Annotated in this window: 12 protein-coding genes; 2 read left to right on the top strand and 10 right to left on the bottom strand. The window is 48.6% G+C overall.

Annotation, left to right across the window (positions count from 1 at the left end; genetic code table 11):
* Positions 1 to 76: 76 nt before the first annotated feature.
* From ACOOGA_RS09705 to ACOOGA_RS09675, 7 genes are all read right to left on the bottom strand, one after another.
* The gene (locus tag ACOOGA_RS09705) at positions 77 to 655 is read right to left on the bottom strand and encodes a hypothetical protein (protein ID WP_420428548.1); all 579 of its coding nucleotides are present in this window, start codon (positions 653 to 655) and stop codon (positions 77 to 79) included.
* The gene (locus tag ACOOGA_RS09700) at positions 630 to 2,756 is read right to left on the bottom strand and encodes a hypothetical protein (protein ID WP_420428546.1); all 2,127 of its coding nucleotides are present in this window, start codon (positions 2,754 to 2,756) and stop codon (positions 630 to 632) included. The genes ACOOGA_RS09705 and ACOOGA_RS09700 overlap by 26 nt, the downstream gene beginning before the upstream one ends.
* On the bottom strand, positions 2,749 to 5,070 hold the full coding sequence (locus tag ACOOGA_RS09695; protein WP_420428544.1) for a hypothetical protein: 2,322 nt from the start codon (positions 5,068 to 5,070) through the stop codon (positions 2,749 to 2,751). The genes ACOOGA_RS09700 and ACOOGA_RS09695 overlap by 8 nt, the downstream gene beginning before the upstream one ends.
* A gap of 784 nt (positions 5,071 to 5,854) precedes the next feature.
* Positions 5,855 to 6,343 (bottom strand): TRAP transporter small permease, encoded by a 489-nt coding sequence (locus ACOOGA_RS09690; RefSeq protein WP_417459346.1) that lies wholly within the window; start codon positions 6,341 to 6,343, stop codon positions 5,855 to 5,857.
* A complete protein-coding gene (locus tag ACOOGA_RS09685) occupies positions 6,340 to 7,263 on the bottom strand; it encodes a TRAP transporter substrate-binding protein (RefSeq protein ID WP_420428542.1) in 924 nt (307 codons plus the stop codon). The genes ACOOGA_RS09690 and ACOOGA_RS09685 overlap by 4 nt, the downstream gene beginning before the upstream one ends.
* A 92-nt stretch (positions 7,264 to 7,355) precedes the next feature.
* A complete protein-coding gene (locus tag ACOOGA_RS09680; protein WP_417459348.1) occupies positions 7,356 to 8,639 on the bottom strand; it encodes a TRAP transporter large permease in 1,284 nt (427 codons plus the stop codon).
* 120 nt (positions 8,640 to 8,759) lie between these two features.
* Positions 8,760 to 10,373 carry an alpha/beta fold hydrolase gene (locus ACOOGA_RS09675; protein WP_420428540.1) on the bottom strand — a complete coding sequence of 538 codons (1,614 nt, stop codon included), beginning with the start codon at positions 10,371 to 10,373 and terminating at the stop codon, positions 8,760 to 8,762.
* Between the two features lie 62 nt (positions 10,374 to 10,435).
* Between ACOOGA_RS09675 and ACOOGA_RS09670 the strand changes: the two genes are divergently transcribed.
* Both ACOOGA_RS09670 and ACOOGA_RS09665 read left to right on the top strand, forming a co-directional pair.
* Positions 10,436 to 12,826: a TonB-dependent receptor gene (locus ACOOGA_RS09670; protein ID WP_420428538.1), complete on the top strand. Its 2,391-nt coding sequence runs from the start codon at positions 10,436 to 10,438 to the stop codon at positions 12,824 to 12,826.
* A gap of 99 nt (positions 12,827 to 12,925) precedes the next feature.
* Entirely contained in the window at positions 12,926 to 14,821 is a 1,896-nt protein-coding gene (locus ACOOGA_RS09665; RefSeq protein WP_420428536.1) for a serine hydrolase domain-containing protein, read from the top strand.
* Here the strand turns inward: ACOOGA_RS09665 and ACOOGA_RS09660 are convergent.
* Genes ACOOGA_RS09660 through ACOOGA_RS09650 form a run of 3 tightly spaced genes read right to left on the bottom strand, consistent with a single transcriptional unit; the run spans position 14,818 to position 17,736 of the window.
* Complete coding sequence (locus ACOOGA_RS09660) at positions 14,818 to 15,309, bottom strand: RidA family protein (protein ID WP_417459352.1); 492 nt, start codon at positions 15,307 to 15,309, stop codon at positions 14,818 to 14,820. The two genes, ACOOGA_RS09665 and ACOOGA_RS09660, sit on opposite strands and share 4 nt — an antisense overlap.
* A complete protein-coding gene (locus ACOOGA_RS09655; protein WP_420428534.1) occupies positions 15,290 to 16,234 on the bottom strand; it encodes an alpha/beta hydrolase in 945 nt (314 codons plus the stop codon). The genes ACOOGA_RS09660 and ACOOGA_RS09655 overlap by 20 nt, the downstream gene beginning before the upstream one ends.
* Positions 16,231 to 17,736, bottom strand: coding sequence for an FGGY-family carbohydrate kinase (locus ACOOGA_RS09650; protein WP_420428532.1), 1,506 nt, complete (start codon positions 17,734 to 17,736; stop codon positions 16,231 to 16,233). The genes ACOOGA_RS09655 and ACOOGA_RS09650 overlap by 4 nt, the downstream gene beginning before the upstream one ends.
* Positions 17,737 to 17,738 lie beyond the last annotated feature (2 nt).

Genomic DNA, 17,738 nt, shown 5'->3' with positions numbered 1-17,738 from the left:
ATCGGCATAAATTATCGAGCCAACAGTGGAACAACTCTGTGGTAACCGAAACCCCTCCGAGGCTGTGTAATACAGCTTAGAAATCGCTAACACTGCCCAAAGTCTCCAAGGCTTTTTCAGGTGTCAAAGCATGGCTAAAACAAGCCAAAATCTCGTTATACTCCTTACGGCACCTAGCCTTATCAGCGTCGCTTGCAAGCCGTGCGGCGTATCCTTGCCAAAGATGCAGCGCGCGCTTTAAAGCAAAAGTCAGCAACAGAACTTCATCCCTTAGGTCCTGATTTTCTGATCTTACCGCCAACAATTTTCGTTTTAGAGTCCCTATGGTTTCCTGCCTGACTGGTCCATGGTTTGGCTTTACCGCTTCTCTTATAGACAGGGTGGCAAGAGCATGGCGCCGCAATCGGTCAAAATCAGCATACCCTCCCACCCAAACAGCTCTTGCATGAGCTTTAAGTGTATTTAGAGAGGTGCGCCGGATTTGGTGGTCAGCACTAGTGAATTTGGCAAAGGCACCTTGCGACATCAGAGCCGCCTGAAGGGTCACATCATGTTTAAACGAGCCCGGCTGGTTGATTATTGCTTGTAACAGTTTTCCGCGGGCAAGCACCAACTCCGCGCCCGCTCCTTCAGTCTGCCTCGGCTGAGGTGTCATTTCTTTTTTCCTTCACTACAATGATCAGTTGATATCGTTCTTCACCATTTTCGCTAAAGAAGTTTGGCTCGACGGTGACGTCACCAGAAGCAACCAGTTCCTCAAGGTATTCCTCAAGGTCCCCATCTGTCAGAACAGTAAAATTGCGAGATCCAAAGTGCTTTTCGCACAGTACCGCGAGTTCGTGGGCAGACTTGTCGTCCCGCCTGACCAATTCTGAAGAAATGCTGGCTTTAACAGAATTCAGGACGCTGCCTGGGGTAGACTCTGTGATGTAGTGATAAAGGTGGCGTATGTCCGTATGCCCCAGAAACCACCGTAAGGTATCAGAGCCGCCGGGTGCCCCACCCCAGAAAAACGCCATAGCAAAAAAACGACGTAGCTGATGAAGTCGGAAGTAATACCTTCTGCCTTGCTGGTCTGCCTCAATTTCAAAGTAATCGCAAAATATGTCCAGTGCCCTGTCTGGGCTTGGGTTTGCGTTTTTTGTCAGAGTCAAATCGGTACGGTGTGGCAACGCAAAAAGATACGTGTAGCCCTGAAGAGACTTGGCCGCTTTGAGGCCTATTTGGAGCCTCTGCATGGTTCGTATCATCCGGACAGCAATTTCAGGGATTGGCCGGGCCTCCTTTTGGCGGATGCCATGACTGCCTGATTTGGCGTTGCCGAATAGTAAATATCGCCCCTTCAAGTCGATACACTCTAGACAGGGCAACGTCATGATTTCTGACACACGCCGGGCCATTAGAGCCCCCACTGTGACGATCGCACATCCGTATAGTGTCATTAGAAGATGCCAAAAGCTGACACCGCGTCGAACCTGTTCGTAATAGAGTTTATGATCACTGATCGTGGGGCGTATCTGACCTCCTATTGGCGGCTCCGGGGAGTAGGCGACATCCCACGCCAGTATTTTCAGACTGCTCAAGCTTGGACAAATCAGTTCTGAAAACCGGGCGCCGTATAGGATCTCATTTTTGTTCGCCGGTTCCTCCTCACATTTTTCTATAATGGCGAGATATGTGGAGACGATGCCTTCCCCATACTGCAGATAGAATTCAATCGCGCCCTGGAGAGCCCCAAGGACTGCTCGTGCCGGCAGGGTGGTAAATCTCTGTATTTGGCGAGCGCCTTTCGCAGCCCGTCCCACAATCCTATCCAATGGTTGGAGCGTTGCTACTGGGAAGTTCGCCTCAAGTGCATGTAGGGATCCTGCATAGCTGAGGACGGAGGCGTAAGAGGACATCTCCCGTCTGTTCATGTTTGCCATCTTGTTAAACCTCACAGGTACCGCAGGCTTCTCACGCTTGGAGCTCAAGACTGGTATAAATTTTAACTCGGGAGGAACCAACTTGGGTGAAACACCTCGTAACGTATCTGGGTAAAGCAAGGCGGCGATAGCTTTTGTGTCTGGTGCATAGGCAAAAGAGCGGTGCTGTGCGTGGGTGGTGATCCGTCGGTAATAGCCCGCTTTCCACAAGAATGCTCGATATCGCAAAATTGTTTTGGGGTCGGCGACTCCAAGAAAATTGGGGTCCTGAATGCTAAAATCCGTCAACCTGGGCTCTTGTTGAAGAATTGCGTCAATATCTAGACTTGACGAGGCTTCATCGAGGAAGGTTTTCAACCTCGCTGGCCACTCGTAAACTGACATCGACATATGACTGCTGGACGCCAGACACTTGAACAGCATGTCTAAGTCGTTTTCGGTGACCAACGCAAAACCGAATTCTCCGAGCCTGAATCTCTTTGATCGAAGGAGAAAATAGTCAATCAAGACAAAGCAAGTTGTTACCCGGCTATAAAGATGGCCGGACTGTGGAATTATGCCGGTTCGGGGTGTTGGCTTGTCCTGCATACATAGCCAAGCTTTGATCACTGTTAAAAATTCAGTGTTTTTTTTATCGGTAAGTAGACTGCCGTCATCAAGCGCTACAGAAAAGTTGACTTGAATATTTTGGGATCTGGCAAAACTGCCCAACCAAATGTCACTTTCAAAGGGTGACTTTAGCCAGGTTGATTCATTCGGATATGAGGATAGCTTGACCAAGCCCTCTTTAAGTCTGGCCAACTCTCGATAAAACTTGAGGCCGTCATTCATAAATCAGGTCTCCAATCTCGATGGAGGCCGAAGAATTCTGGGCCGCCGTGAGCATTTGTTTTATTTCGTGATTGAGACATGCCTCAGAACTGATATAGCGGCATAAATGTTTTGCTATCTCGGACCAGTATTTTGCTTTAGCTCCAACTGGACGGAGGGAATTTGACGTAGCTTCGATCAAAGCCACGAGAAAAGAGAGAATGTTCTTATTAACGTGGAAAATTACCTCGTTTTGAGAATCTTCTCGGATTGCTTCAACATTTATCTCGTCACCTATCCGCAGAAAGTTGTTGTTAAGAAATTCGTGGATTTCAGCCATTGACAGAAACCCAGTGGCTTCCAACAAAAGGTGGCTTCCTTGCATCGCTTGGACAATAATTCCCGTCTGAAAAATGCGTATCCATCGTTCCTGAAAGAAGTCGCGGATAGAGCTCGGAAGATAATGTGAGAGTAGTCGAGGGGAATATTCTTTATGCCCCAAGGCCATGGCCATTTCATGGGCACTGTGAGTCTTCAGGTATACCTCAACAGCGGCTGTGGCCCGTACGGATGTCAGTGTCACCCGACCAATCAATCGATCGACATCTGCTTGCGAAATCCCGGCTGCTAGATATTCTGCCTTCTGGCGCTGAAGAGTAATCGTACCGAGGGCATCTCCCCGGTACGTCCACTTTTTTGGAATGCCAAAGCCTTTTCCCGAGGTCAGCAACAGGAACTTCCAATTGGGATTTCCAATGCTTCTCAAGTATCCTCGAAGAGGCTCCGTCAGCACCAGAATCTGATCTACCAACTGTTTGGTGAAGCCCGTCAACAGGACGGCTTGTTCTGCCCGCATAGGACCACTTCGCGCCTTGTAGCCAACAAGATAAAGTCCGCCGTCTGTCTCGCGTAACCCAATCCGGCGGCCGTGGTCATCAAACATAACAAGATGCTCTAGAAAAGCCTGTGTGATGATGGGGTGGTTTAGAACCAATAGGATACAAAATGGATGGAGGACGCCAGTACATGGCATGCCCAGTGCTCTGGCCACGCCCTTATTCGGGCTGCCATAGATTGATGACAGGTTCGTATCTCCCTGTACCCGGTACCCGTGACGAGCAAAAGTCGCCGCTGCGTTAACCAAGCGTTCGGGGTTTTGTGGAGAACAAAGCCATTTTTTTGACTGAGATTGATCTTCCAAGGCTTCGCCAGGAAAAGGCACCGGTATTCCAATTTTTTCATTACGCGCTCTTGCCAGATACTTAAGCCACGTATTACGGATACTGTTTTCCGCCCAGGTCCGCACCAGCGCTAAATCGCGTCCGATTTGCCTGAATAAGATTTCAATTGCCTGGCTATCCGAGACCTGAAGCGGCACGTCGCAGAGAAGTTTGGTTTTGATCTCCACACCATTCTGACAGCGTGAGATATTAGTTTGGCTGCCCTGTACTCTCCCACCGATGGGCTTGGGTATTCCGCCGATTGGCGGAGCAAATAACCCCGATGCAATAAGGTAATTTTCAGCGAAATAAACAAATTTGTTCCGCCATGCATTAGCTAGAGTGCTGTACTTAGCCCCGGACCCGTTACGGTATCCTTCTTCCAGAAACCGAATTAGCAACTTGTGGAAAAACGTTGTTGAAAACACCGGGTCCAAAAATCTCTTTGCACACGAATCGCCAGCTTCCTCAATAAGGGCTTTAAAGAAAAACCTGTCTGGCATTAGTCGCCCGATTGCTCGACCAGTATGGTATTCATCTAGGGTTCGATATAGAGACTCGGTGAAATCGGCACCAAACACCTGATAAACAGAGTATAACGGCCAATAAATTCTCGAGCGTTTTTGCATCGGAGTAGTGATCCAACCCCGCCAAACCCTGACATTCTCGGGATTAAGGTCTTGTTCTGAAAATCTATCCGACCAGTACGCAATCTCTGTGGCTGGACCTTTTGTAGAGCTCCTTAAACCACAATCTCCAATGTACGAGGTGTGCTTCGTTAAATTCAGAATTAGGGTGGTATAAAAATGCTGGCTAGATGTGGTTCTTAGTGAAAATGCGTTGTGAAAAACAGCGCCTATCATCAACTTTATAGTTTGCTGGTTTTCCCGCCGCGCCAAGTTACTCGCCACCAACTGCCGGTCTGTAATTTGTAAAAAACATTCCATTGTGCAGAGCAATTGACGTTCGTATTTTTTTACAGCATTGAAGATTTTCTCTGGAACTCCTGAAAGAAGATCTTCCCATTGCTGTCTTTGAAGCTTCTTATACAGCAGATCATCAACATCGCTGCGCCTTGCAAACTCGATCGGTTCTTTCAAGTCTCCTATTTTCATGGCGACAGCATCTCGCATATCTACTAATACTTCAATACCATCAATATCGCACTAATGGTACTAACTCTAAAAAATTGCATACGAGGGCAAGAAGGTAGAAATTCCGCCAACGATGGGGCATTTTTCTATATTTGGCCGATCGGTAACCAACTGATTTTGTTGGTCTAAAAATACGATTCTGATAACATATTCTGAATTGATAAAGCCGTAATACACAGCTTCACAACGTGCTGTTATGCATGAAGTTAAGGTTGCCGGAAAACTTTGTCGGATTATGTTAGCTGCCTGCAGTCACCCTTAGACGAATGAGCAATGGGCACTAATACTAAGGTGTCCATCGACAAATCTTTTGTCGCCATACTCGGATGACGTAAAGAGCGCTTAGCGCGCACTAACCCCCATCCCATAAACGAAGATTCGGTGACAATCAGGTTGTCGCCACGTCGGCACTTGAACACGCCAGGCAGTGCGTGTCCGCTGTCCAAGTTGAGAGACATTTCTACGACGTCTAAATCAGGAATTGCCCTCTACGTCCCAGACAATCCGAAAATGGAAATTGCTTTGTCATGCATTATTGATTTCCGCTGAGAAGTGACCCGGTGTTTTCACCGAGAATTGACCCGGGTGAGATCATGTGTCGGGTCTTAGTTATGGAGCTGCATGGACCCTGAGCGCTTGATGGTCGTGGGGATGACCTTGTCTTGGTCAAAGGCGAGGGAGGCTAGACTTGTCAATTATAGCCGGGAGAGGCTGTGATTATGTATGATGTAGAATGCTGACGCAGTTAATTACTTTTATCCGAGCCTCCAAGCAGCCTTACACTAAGGTGCAGAAGGATAATCAAAACACAAACGGGCATGATCAGCATAATGTAAACATTTGGTATCTCAAGAGCCTCGCTTGCGCGGGTGCTTTGTAGTTCAATAAATTTTGGCATAGCAAGAAGGACAGGTACCCAGAAAGCAAAAACAGCGATAGCTTCCAATGCTTTTGATAACTTCCGAATATGTGGATTGATCAAGTTTTCGGCATTGAAGAGCGTTGGGTCTGTTTTTGCTTTGAATGCAACGGTTGCGCCGGTGAATCCCGCCCAAATCATAGCATAGCGCGCCAGCTCCTCAGGCCATGCTGGCGGCTCATTGAAAATATAGCGGGCTGCAATCTGGTAAAGGATGCAGAGCAGCATAACGAGAATGCCGACAGAGGCGACCGTTTTGCAGACTTTGTTCCCGAGCACAGACATGGTGGTCAGAATGGAAACAAAAGCGGTCATGACGGCACCTCTGAGGTTTGCTGGACCCATTCTAGATACTGTACCGTTTTTTCCTTAACTTCCCACCTATTTGGTGGGATTTTTCTGCAAGCTTCCACCCATTCGTCCCGCTCAGCGTGTGTCAGTGAAATCCACTGAATACCTGTTTTCTCAAGGCGTTCTCTATCTCGCTTTATGGCATTTTTGTTCCATGCCCGGTTCGCTTTTCGCCCAGCGGTTTTCGCCTGTTTAAAAACTGCAAGCTGCTCTGATGACAGACTGTTTAGCCATTTTTTAGAGACGATAAGTATCCGAACTGCAGGTCCCATCCCGAGGTCTGTGAAATAGTCCAATACAGCGCCGTGCCCATACATGGGAGCAATATTTGGTGGGTTGAGATAAGCGTCAACCATACCTGTCTGAAGGGCTTGTGCCACTTCTTCCCATGCGACTTGTACACCCCGCACGTCCCATGCGTGAAGCAGGTCCATGTCAGCGGCACTTAAAACTCTAAGTCGCAGATTTCTGAGGTCAGCGAGGGTTCTAACTGGAAGTCCGCGGGTAAATAGACCAACCATTGATCCTGTATAGACGATATCAACAATCTCAATGTCATGAGGTGCAAGCTCCTCCGACATCGCTTTCAGGTATGGTGTCTCTGTCAGCAACCGGTCCATGTGCTCATAGGTTTCAATTAAGAAAGGACGCGCACCAGCATATAGCAGGGGAGACCACCGACCAATGGAATCACCGCTCGTTACATTCAGCTCCATTAGGCCAAGTTGTGTTTGGTATAGGCGTTCCATTTCACCGCCGAGGCCACTGTTTGGGTACATTCGGGTTCCAAATCCATTTTCACGCAAAACCTGAGCGCAGGCGTCAAGCCAAACATAAACACCATTATTCTCAAGGCTTGCAGGGCTCGAGAATCCAAACTTCACATCATTGTCTATTGTAAGGGCTTTGAGACCGGTAGCACTAAAGCCTGATACTACGGCGAGTGAAGCAGCATGTTTTAAAAAGGACCGGCGTTTCATAGTAACCCCAGCTTTCTTGGTAAATAGAGGGACAGTTCAGGAATAAGGGCAATCAATAGCAGTATGATTAGCTCCGCAACAACGAAGGGCATTACCCGTTTACAGAGGGACCAATAGCCCTGACCTGTGATAGTTGACACCATCATGACAGCGCCGCCCAGCGGAGGCGTTATGAGGCCGATAGCGAGGTTCAGGCATATGAGCATGCCTAGCATTACAGGGTGAAAACCTTGTGCAACTGCAACAGGCACCAACAACGGCGCAACGATTGTAAGCGCCAGCATAAAGTCAAAACCCATACCGAGGATAAGGAAGGTCGCCGTGATGAGGAGAATATACCAGACACCTTCAAGGTGAATGGAGCTGACTAGGTTCGCAATCATAACTGGTACCTGATGTAGGGAAATCAGATAGCTGAGCACGGAAGCTGCGGCCATGATCGCAAAAATAGAGCCGGTAAGCAGGGCAGTTTTCTCGATCCCTTCTTTTGCGGATGCAACGTTCATTTCCCCAAAGGCAAACCCAAGGACAGCTCCAGCAAGGCACGCCAGTGCTCCTGCTTCAATTGGGGTCATGACACCAAAAACAATGCCTCCAAGGATTACAATAGGCAGGGATAGAGCGGGTAGCGATCTTTTTAGGGTAGGCCAAAGTGGCGGAATATCTTCTTTGCTACCACCTGGATGGTTTTCTTTTTTAGCTATGATCCAGTTGGTCACAAACAGGCCGGTCGCCAAAAGCAAGCCTGGTATAATACCTGCGGCGAACAAGGCGGCGACATCCGTTGACATGATAGCGCCGTAAAGGATCAGGATAATGGACGGAGGGATGATAGGCCCAATAACAGAAGAGGCTGCCGTTATGGCACCTGCATATTCTCTGTCATATCCTCTTTTTTCCATTTGAGGCACAAATGTATTCGAGAGTGCTGCGACATCGGCCACCGCTGATCCGCTGATACCGGCAAAAAAGACAGATGTCATGATATTAACGTGACCAAGGCCTCCCCGTAGGCGACCCAGAAACAACAACGAAAAATCGATAAGAGACTTTGTTGCGCCTGATCGATTCATAAATTCACCCGCCAAAATGAACAGCGGCATGGCCATGATAGTAAAGGAATCTAATTGTGAGAAGATGCGCTGCGGTGCAACTATAAGAAAGCGAGCGCTATCCGTTAGATAATATGTGATGACTGCACTGGCACCGATGGCGTAGGCAAGGGCAACACCAAAGCTTGCAAATACGAGAACGATAGCGATGGTTATAACCGCTTGCATACTACTCTCCCCTCCCACAGGGTAACTAGTCTATAATCAGTACTCGCATACCTTATGCCGAGCGGTGATACTTTTCACGACTTATCATGAAAGAAAAAATTTTCAAATAAGAAAATAATTTCAGCATGGTTGAAGGCCCAGCTTCGCATAAACGGCCTCTCGTGATGTTTGAAAGTCTACGTCCGGGATTACTGAAAGGCACGATGAGTTTACTTTTTCATCAGGGCTGTCCAGAAACATAGCAGCCACATCTGTCTGGCATTCTGTATAACCGCTGAGGGTAGAGTGCCCATAATTCTGGATGTGGATAAGGGTACTGTGTGACAGATTTTTAGCTATGTCTTCCGCGTACCGGCTTGGAGTCATGGGGTCAAAATTACCTGAAAGAAGCAGTGTTGGGACATCAGTTTTAAGAGGTTCAGGTATTGGTTGTGTCCCATAATTGAGGCGCGGGCTTTCACATATATCCTCCATAAAACTGGTGATGGCAAAATCCCCAAAGTCTGTTGGTTCAGTTGGTTTTGGGATAGGATTTCTCTCTGTGAATTGGTCTTGGCAGACAACAGCAAAAAAAGTGCCTGCAGCACTTTCCGTTGCATTTTTTGGAGCGGGGAAAACAGTATTCATAAGGTGCGTGAGCAGCCTATAGTCTCCGCTATATGTCGCTTCAATTAGCAATGGGATAAGTGGCAGCGACTTTGCGTTATAGAGCATCCAGTGGGTCAGATTTAGAAAGTCATGCCAGTTGACAACCATCTCCACGGCACCGTCCTTACCGTCCAGTGTAAGTGTTATAGGTTTTTCTTTTAAGGATCGGATAAGGGATTGAAGCCCTTCACCTAATTTGGGGAACCGTTGCTTACAGGAGAGCGTGCTATGGCATGCATTTACAACCCGTTTCATTCCATCGCTGAAATTTTTCTGTGCTTCTGACATAAACAAATCACTCTCCATGGATACCGGAGAATCGAGGATCATGCTGCGAATGCCGACTGTATCAATACGAGCGGCTTCGAGCGCTATGTACGTGCCGTAGGAAACACCAAGTAAATTCCATTCTTCGATCTGTAAGGCTTGTCTCAAGTCCTTCAGGTCTTGGGCATTTGAAGCGGCGTTATAGCTCTGAAGGTCACGACCGGATTCCTGCAACTGAACCAGACAATTAATGGCGACTTCAGTAATCGCGTTATCTCGTTCTTTAAGGGTGTGGTCTTCTAAGTAAATAGAAACTCTAGCTTCTGAAAGTTCATGGCATGTCAAGGCAGGCTCCGTCATGAAACCGCCGCGTTGAGTCAGGAGGATAATGTCCCTGTTTGCTCCGAATGCATGGCGAGCGAACAACTGAAATGTGTGCGGGCTGCTGGTCGCTGATGCGCCGGGGCCACCTGTCAGAAAAACGACCGGATCATGTGCAGGTTCTCTGGCTTCTGTCTTTATTATTGCGAAAGGCAATGAGATGAGACTTGAGGTGGGCACCTCTCTATTTTCCGGTACATGAAGATAGCCGCACACCAAACGGTCTAGCGGAACTTCCTGGCCAGCTGGGAACGGACAAGGGCTTTTCAGTTCAATATTTGATGCTTCTAAAGGCTGTGCCGCGAAAAGCATAAGAATAAGGGGAGGCACTGCTTTAATTTTTTTATGAAAATTTTTCCCTGTGGTGAGAATCAGTGATAATTTTCTGCTGCATTTAAGTGCTATTTTCAGAAATTTGAAAATTTTCATTTCTTTCATACCACATCCCCTCGATCTAATTTTTCAATCAGAAAATTGTAAAGTAGAGACAATTACAACTTATGGCTTCTGATCATCGCCGCTTTGTAATCGCTCCTACTTTAATCTTGCACAAAATTTCAATTTATGAAAATATTTTCATTATTGAAAATTTTGTCGCTATGACAATTCATAATGCACTTGTGTGGGAGGAATTAATGGCACAAGCAAAATATCGTCAATTTTTGGCAGGTACCTCTTTTATAGCACTAGCAACCCTAGGATCGCAGGTTGCCTATGCACAGAATGCACCTGCGCAAGAGAGTGAAGAATTTAGTGGATTTGAGGAAATAACAATTACTGCGTCCCGCCGGGCTGTGACTTTGCAGGATACGGCGCTGTCGGTAACCGCTATTAACCCGGAAGAGTTTAGTGTTAATGGGCTTACCAAGTTGCGTGATGTTATTGATTTCGCACCGGGTGTTCATTATGCAGGCGGTGGTTTGCCTACGGGCAATACTATCACCATGCGGGGGGTGTCACAGGCAGGCCGCGCCTCAACTGTAGGCATCTATCTGGATGATGTGCCACTAGGATCAAGCAATTCGTTTGCGGCTGGGCCATCATTACATTTTGATGCGCTGTCTGGTGATGTGGAACGGGTGGAGTTGATTAAGGGGCCACAAGGAACTCTTTATGGCAGTTCGTCCATGGGCGGTGTGGTTCGTTATATCACTAAAGACCCTTCAAGTAATGGCTTCGAAGGTAATGTAAAAGCAGACTTGTCAGCAACGAAAGAAGGGGGGTTTAACACCAATTTCAGTGGTCGCATTAGCAGCCCGATTATTAAAGATAAACTGGGCATCAGCGTTGCCGGTTATCACGAACACTTCGATGGGTTCATTGACCGGATTGCGGCATCACCAACTGGTGCAGCGGTGGATGTTGACAGTTTTAACCGCTATGGCATTTACGCGAAGATGACAGCCAACCCGACAGAAAACTTGTCAGGGAACTTTTTGTTCGTGCACACAGATGTTGAAACATCAGGAGCTAATACGGTTGTTATTCAAGGCCCTCCATATGAGCCGGTGAATGGGCCATATAGCACGGACGAGGGAGAAAATGACCTCAATGATGAATTTACTCTGTATGCCGGTACCTTAATTTATGATTTTGGGTGGGGAGATTTCACATCATCTACCAGCTATCAGGACCGTGTAAACTCGAACGCTGCCGATCTGGTTGCCACGTTCGGGTCTCTTATTGAGTTACTTTCTGGTGGTGCGCCGGGCTCCGTGACATCAGCACCCTTTACAGGTCTTATTAAGACAGAGCGCTTTGTTCAGGAAATACGCTTAACATCCAAAGAGAACCAGTCGTTTGAGTGGTCGATTGGTGGTATCTATTCTGACGAAGATAGTAGTAATATTCAGCGCCTTGAAGGCTTCCCAAGCGGGTTCCTTGCTCTCGACGTAGACCTCGGCAGCGGTGTTGAAGAGTTCGCGCTCTTTGGAAACGGTACATATTATCTAAATGATAATTTTGATGTGACCGTCGGCGCGCGCTTAGCATGGATCGATTCAGCGGTTTCATTAATTGATGGTCCAGGTCTTATTGTGGCTAACCTGCCGGAAACATCCAGCAGCGACACAGTTGACACCTATAGCTTCACAGCACGCTATCGTCCAAATCCTGACCTGTCTCTGTATGCACGGGTGGCAAGCGGGTATCGTCCGGAAAATGCAAACCTGCCCCTTTTGGATGCCAGCGGTAATAACGCTGCTCCTGCTATTATCGCGACAGACACACTCTGGAGCTATGAGGTGGGCGCCAAAGGGGCACTTGCGGACAGTAAGGTAAACTATGATATGGCCCTCTGGTACATCGACTGGTCAAACCTGCAAGTGGTGACGTTCGTGAACGGTGCATCGACAGGCGGTAACGCGAATAGTGACGTAACAGCGTACGGTTTTGAAGGCAGCTTGAGTGTGCAGGTTTCTGATGGCTTCCAGCTCATCTCCAGCCTGTCCTATTCGCATAGCACGCTTGATGATGACGAGACCGCAGGCTTTGGTGCACTTGCTGGTGAAAATATGCATTTGCTCCCTGAGTGGACGGCCTCTATTCGGGGTACATATGATTTCCCGCTTACGGACAAAGTTGATGGCTTTGTCAATGCAGGTGTGAGGTATGTCGGCTCAAAAGATACTGGTTATGAGGGCGGCGTAGGCGAAGATGGCACGACAATTACACCGCTGATAGCTAACTTCCCAATCGAAGACTATGTGACGGCTAATGTGAGCTTCGGTATAAGAATTGGCAGTGTGACAGCGTCTATTTACGCTCGCAATATCTTCGATAAATATGCCTTTACCGGCGGTAGTGCACGTCCACTTGTTGGCTTTACACGTGCAACAGCAAACGTCTTGCAGCCACGGACTGTAGGTGCCGTCTTCAAGGTAGATTTCTAAGGTAGAATAGCTGATGAGCTATCACTGGAATTGAGTAGAACGCCTGTGGCATGAGAGTGTCGCAGGCGTTCTTCGTTAAGAATGACAGAGGGGAAAATAATGTCTGTGAAAAACATCCAGAAATTATTTGCAGGTTTCATATGTTTCGTTGTCGCTGGGGCATCTGTCCACGCTGTGGAGGCGCAGCAAAATGAGATGGAAAAATGGGCAGATGGAGCCGTAGGCAGTCTTGTCAAGGCAGGCCGTGTAACTGGAGCGGTTGTCAGTGTGGTCAAGGACGGGCGGATTGTACTGGAAAAGGGGTATGGTCAGGGGAATGTTCTGACAGGAGAAGCTGCAGATCCGGCAGTAACCCGGTCGCGTATTGGTTCCACCACAAAAACTTTTACGGCAACCATCATTGCCCAGCTTATGCAGGAAGGGAAAATACAGTCCCTTGATGACCCGGCCAACAAATATCTGAAACGCTATCAACTTCCTGATAACGGCGGTGTGGCCATTACGCTTAAACATCTGCTAACCCACACAGCTGGATTTGAAGATAGGTTCTTTTTCATAGGAAGTGACAGGCCTGTCTCAATACCCGTTGATGCCGAGCTCTATGATACTTTGAGGCCTGACTTTACGCGCCCTGTAGGTGAAAAAGTGGTCTATTCTAACTTTGGTGTCGCTACACTCGGATTAGTTATTGAAGATATCACAAGGCAACCAATTAATGACGTTATGGAAGCCCGCATCTTTGAACCACTTGGTATGAGCGAAACTGAACTTGTCGTTACCATACAAGAGCCTGAGGGGCTTGCGGTCCCTGGAATTGTCTCGGCGGGTGGGATGACAGGACCTGTTCCATTTACCGCTATTAACCCAGCTGTGGCTCAGACGGGATCTATTGTAGCAACCGCACATGACATGGCGCTTTATATGAACGCGCATATGGAAGGTTGGCCAGAGCACGGCCAACAATTGCAAGAAAAATTATTCGTACGTTTAGCGGCAAACCACCCAGATATTGGGGGCCTGGGTATGGTGTTTTTCGTTGATAAATGGGCAGGCAAAAAGGTTGTCTCCCACGGCGGTAACTGGGCGGGCTTTCATACGTGGATGACTATGGTGCCTGAGGAGCATCTTGGTTTTTATGTTACCCTGTTCAGCGAGGCAGAACCGCATGGGGTCGTGGACCGGTTTCTTAGTGCAGTTGTTCCATCCCTGGGGCCGAAGCCATCACCAGCACTTTTATCTGCATCGTCGCTGCACAGTAACTTTTTGCAGCAGTTTCTCGGGGACAAGCGCCCTATATTGCCCGCCATAGAGATACCCGTGGAGGCTTACGCTGGGACATATCAAGCCGATAGGCGCCCGTACCACAGTGTGGAGGCATTAGCATCGCTCGTATATTTCGGGGCAGGCATCCTCGATGTAACAGTGGGAGAAGGCGGGCTTTATCTCAATGGTGGTGGGCCGTTTGTGCCTGTGGGTGAGGGCCGCTTTATGTTGGATGCACCGGGGCGTCCCATGATGGTGTTTGCAGAGAATAGCAGAACTGGAGTTATGACGATCAGTCATGATCTTGGCATCTATACATTCACCAAAATACCGGTGATAGCTAGCAGTAAAGTGCATGCGATTATTTTGCATATTGTGATCCTGCTATCTGTTTTTGGGTTGGCTGCTCCTTTTTTATTGGGGGCTGGCAAGGATATAATGCCAGCCATCATGATTGGTGCGGCAAGCTTGTTGATGGTTTTGACTGCAACTGTGGGGTTATCTGAAGGAGGGAGCCTGATTACGCCATTTTATGCAGGACATGTCGGGCGTATCGGGCTTTTTATTCTGGCGTATCATGTGCTTATTATTGGAGCCCTTTGGTCGTTTTGGCGTGCGTTGAAAGCCGACACAGTAAAAGCACGGGTTGTCCTAGGGCTTTTCATGGTTATGGCAGCGATCAGCGCCCTGCTGCTACTGCCATATAATGTCCTGGGGTGGCAAATGGCCTAGAGGGTAATTTCAACCTCGCCCTCAATTTCAACCGGGCAGTCAAACGGAAGTTCTGCAAAGCCGACTGCGGAGCGTGTATGACTGCCCACTTCAGGCCCAAACAGTTCAATCAGGAGGTCCGAACAGCCATTGATAACTGGGGCCGTCTGAGTGCAGCCGGGCGTTACATTCACCATACCCAGAATACGGACCCAGTTTTCAACTCTGTCGAGGCTTCCAATTGTACGCTTTAAGGTGCCGAGCATGGCAAGGGTTGCAAGCTTGGCCGACAGGTATGCTTCCTCAATGGAAACTTCATCACCCACTTTGCCACGTATTTCATGGATACTGCCGTCAGTATTCAGGGGCAGATGACCAGAAATTACGACCCTCTTGCCTAGTATTTTTGCGCCAACAAAGGGCAGCACCAGTCCTTCGGGTAGTTGCATCGCCTCAGCAAGCTGGAGGTTCAGGGTTTTCAGCTTTTTGTCAATTCTGCTGTGGGTCATTATTTGGTCCAATGTTCATATGATTGTTTTTCAGGAAGCTTTTGAGCTGTCTAAAGGCGACCACACTTTCAGGTACTTCGGGTGTGAGGACAGGGAACGAGTGGTACATGCCGTCATAAACTTTCAAGACGTTTACAATGCCGGCACTAGTAAGTTTGGTATGAAAGGCTTCAACGGAAGAGACAAAGATTTCTCGCTCCCCCATTTGTGTTAGAACGCGTGGAAAATCGCCGGTAAAGGTGTCATAAAGCGGAGAAGCCATAGGGTTTTTGGCATCGTCAGCGGCATAGGCTTTCGCGCAGACCTCCAAGTCGTTTTTGAAGCGCAGTATTGGGTCATCTATCCTGTCACTCGCTGTCAGGTCTACCCACGGCGATGACAGCACCAAACTGGCGGGAAGGCGTTCCTTCATCCGCTTCATATACTGCGTTACAGAGATAGCAAGCCCACCACCCGCTGAATCGCCCATCAAGGCAAAGCCTGGTTTCATAAGGCTTATAATTGTCTTAGCTGCTGCAGGTACAACGCTCTGGAAACTGGACTGAGGCGCCAGCGGGTAACAAACACTGGTAACAGTGGTGCCTAGCCTGATAGCAAGCGGTATGGTCGCGAACAGACTGGAACGGGCTGAAAACCCCACGTATGCCCCGCCGTGCAAAAAGATGAGAGGCGGCACACTTTTATCTTTTTGAGTGGGGGTGATTTCTGCTATTTCCAGCCCGCCCGCCTCCTTGAAAGCTACAGGTTTAATCTGATCGTAATAGTCTTGTATGGTTTTTTCTGAGCGCTCACCGGCGACTTTCTCAATGTGGGCTTGCCAGGCAGCCCAAGCGGAAAAGTCACCGATTTCTGGTGGAAAGGGTCTTTCCTCAAAAGGGGGTAAACTTTCAAGAAAAGCGCGAGCTTCTTTTGAGGGTGTGCTCAACGGTTGCGTCCTGGCTGGCGGACAGATTTCAAGGCACCATAAAGCGACTTGTAAGTAGCATATGGGTCGTCATACTCAGAGCTATATTTTGACGGTTTAATTGTACGTGTTCGGCGCACCATGGCCATTGCAGCTTCTTCGATATCTGAATAAACTCCTGCCCCGACAGATGCAAGAATAGCGCAGCCGAGTGCTGGCGCATTGGCAACCTCTGTAAGATGAAGCGGTTTTCCGATGATATCCGCATGAATTTGCAACCAGAGTGGGGAATTGGTCACACCTCCAGAGAGCACAATATCATGAGGCTCAAAGCCTCCCTTTTGCATGGTCTCTAGAATCAAGCGGGACCCCATCGCCACGCTTTCCATCAGAGCGCGGTGCATGTGGGCGCGGCTATGACCCAGTGAAAGGCCAATGAAAGCACCGCGAGATAAAGCGTCAGTATAAGGCGTGCGATTCCCTTGAAAATGATCCAGCGCTATGACGCCGTCTGATCCCGACGGCAATAGCATTGCTTCTGCGTCCAGCTCTCTGTAACTGTTGTTTGCTGCAAGGGTGCGTTTAAACCAGTTAACAACAGAGCCTGTAGAGGTTTGACCGCCCTCAACCACGTGCAAGCCCGGGATAAGGGCATCCAGATATGTCCCCCACACTCCGGGTGCGTGAAAGGGTTTGTCACTCAGGCCCAAATGAAGGTGTGAAGACCCAGTGATGAAGGCGAGAGCACCCGGTTTGGTTACGCCAACGCCAATCATACCGATGAATGCATCAGCGCCTCCTTGCGCAACAGGAACGTCGGCCGATAAGCCCAGTTCTTCCGCGACCTGCGGATGCAAATGGCTCACTACTTCCCCGAGTTCAAGCGTGTCTTCTGGCCATTTGTCCGCAAGGTCTGACAGGCCTGCTGCATGCAGTAGTCCAAGAGGGCGTCCTTCTTTTCCTTGGTGGTGCCAGCGTACCCCGACATTGTTCACGCTGCTGCACATGCGCCCTGTGAGCCTATAATTAATATAGTCCTGATATTCGCAAACCGTTTGGGCTTTGTCCCAGTTTCTGGGCTCATTAGTTTTAAGCCACAATGCCTTCGGCAGCATCCACTCCGCTGACACAGGACCATTGCCATTACTATTCACTGAAAGAGCGATGTCACCTGCCGCCAGAATTTTAGCAGCTTCTGCATCAGAGCGAACATCCATCCATATAAGGGCGGGGCGGATGGGGGCGCCATTTTTGTCAAGCATTAACACCGAGCAGCAGGTAGTGTCGACAGCAAGGCCCAGGATATCTGAGCTCTTGATGCTTGCATTCTGAACGGCTTGTTTTACCGACCTGACCAGGGCACGCCACCAGTCATCTGGGTTTTGCTCGGCCCATCCAGATGCTGGGAACTGTGTCGAGTACTGTGTCGCTGCAAAGCTAATAGGGTTCCCACTGAGGTCAAACACACCCGCGCGCAGGCTTTCTGTGCCTCCGTCAATTCCGATAACGTATCTCTTGCTCATGG

Source organism: Kordiimonas sp. (assembly GCF_965216265.1).
Taxonomy (GTDB): domain Bacteria; phylum Pseudomonadota; class Alphaproteobacteria; order Sphingomonadales; family Kordiimonadaceae; genus Kordiimonas.
This window is presented reverse-complemented; position numbering and strand designations above follow the sequence as displayed.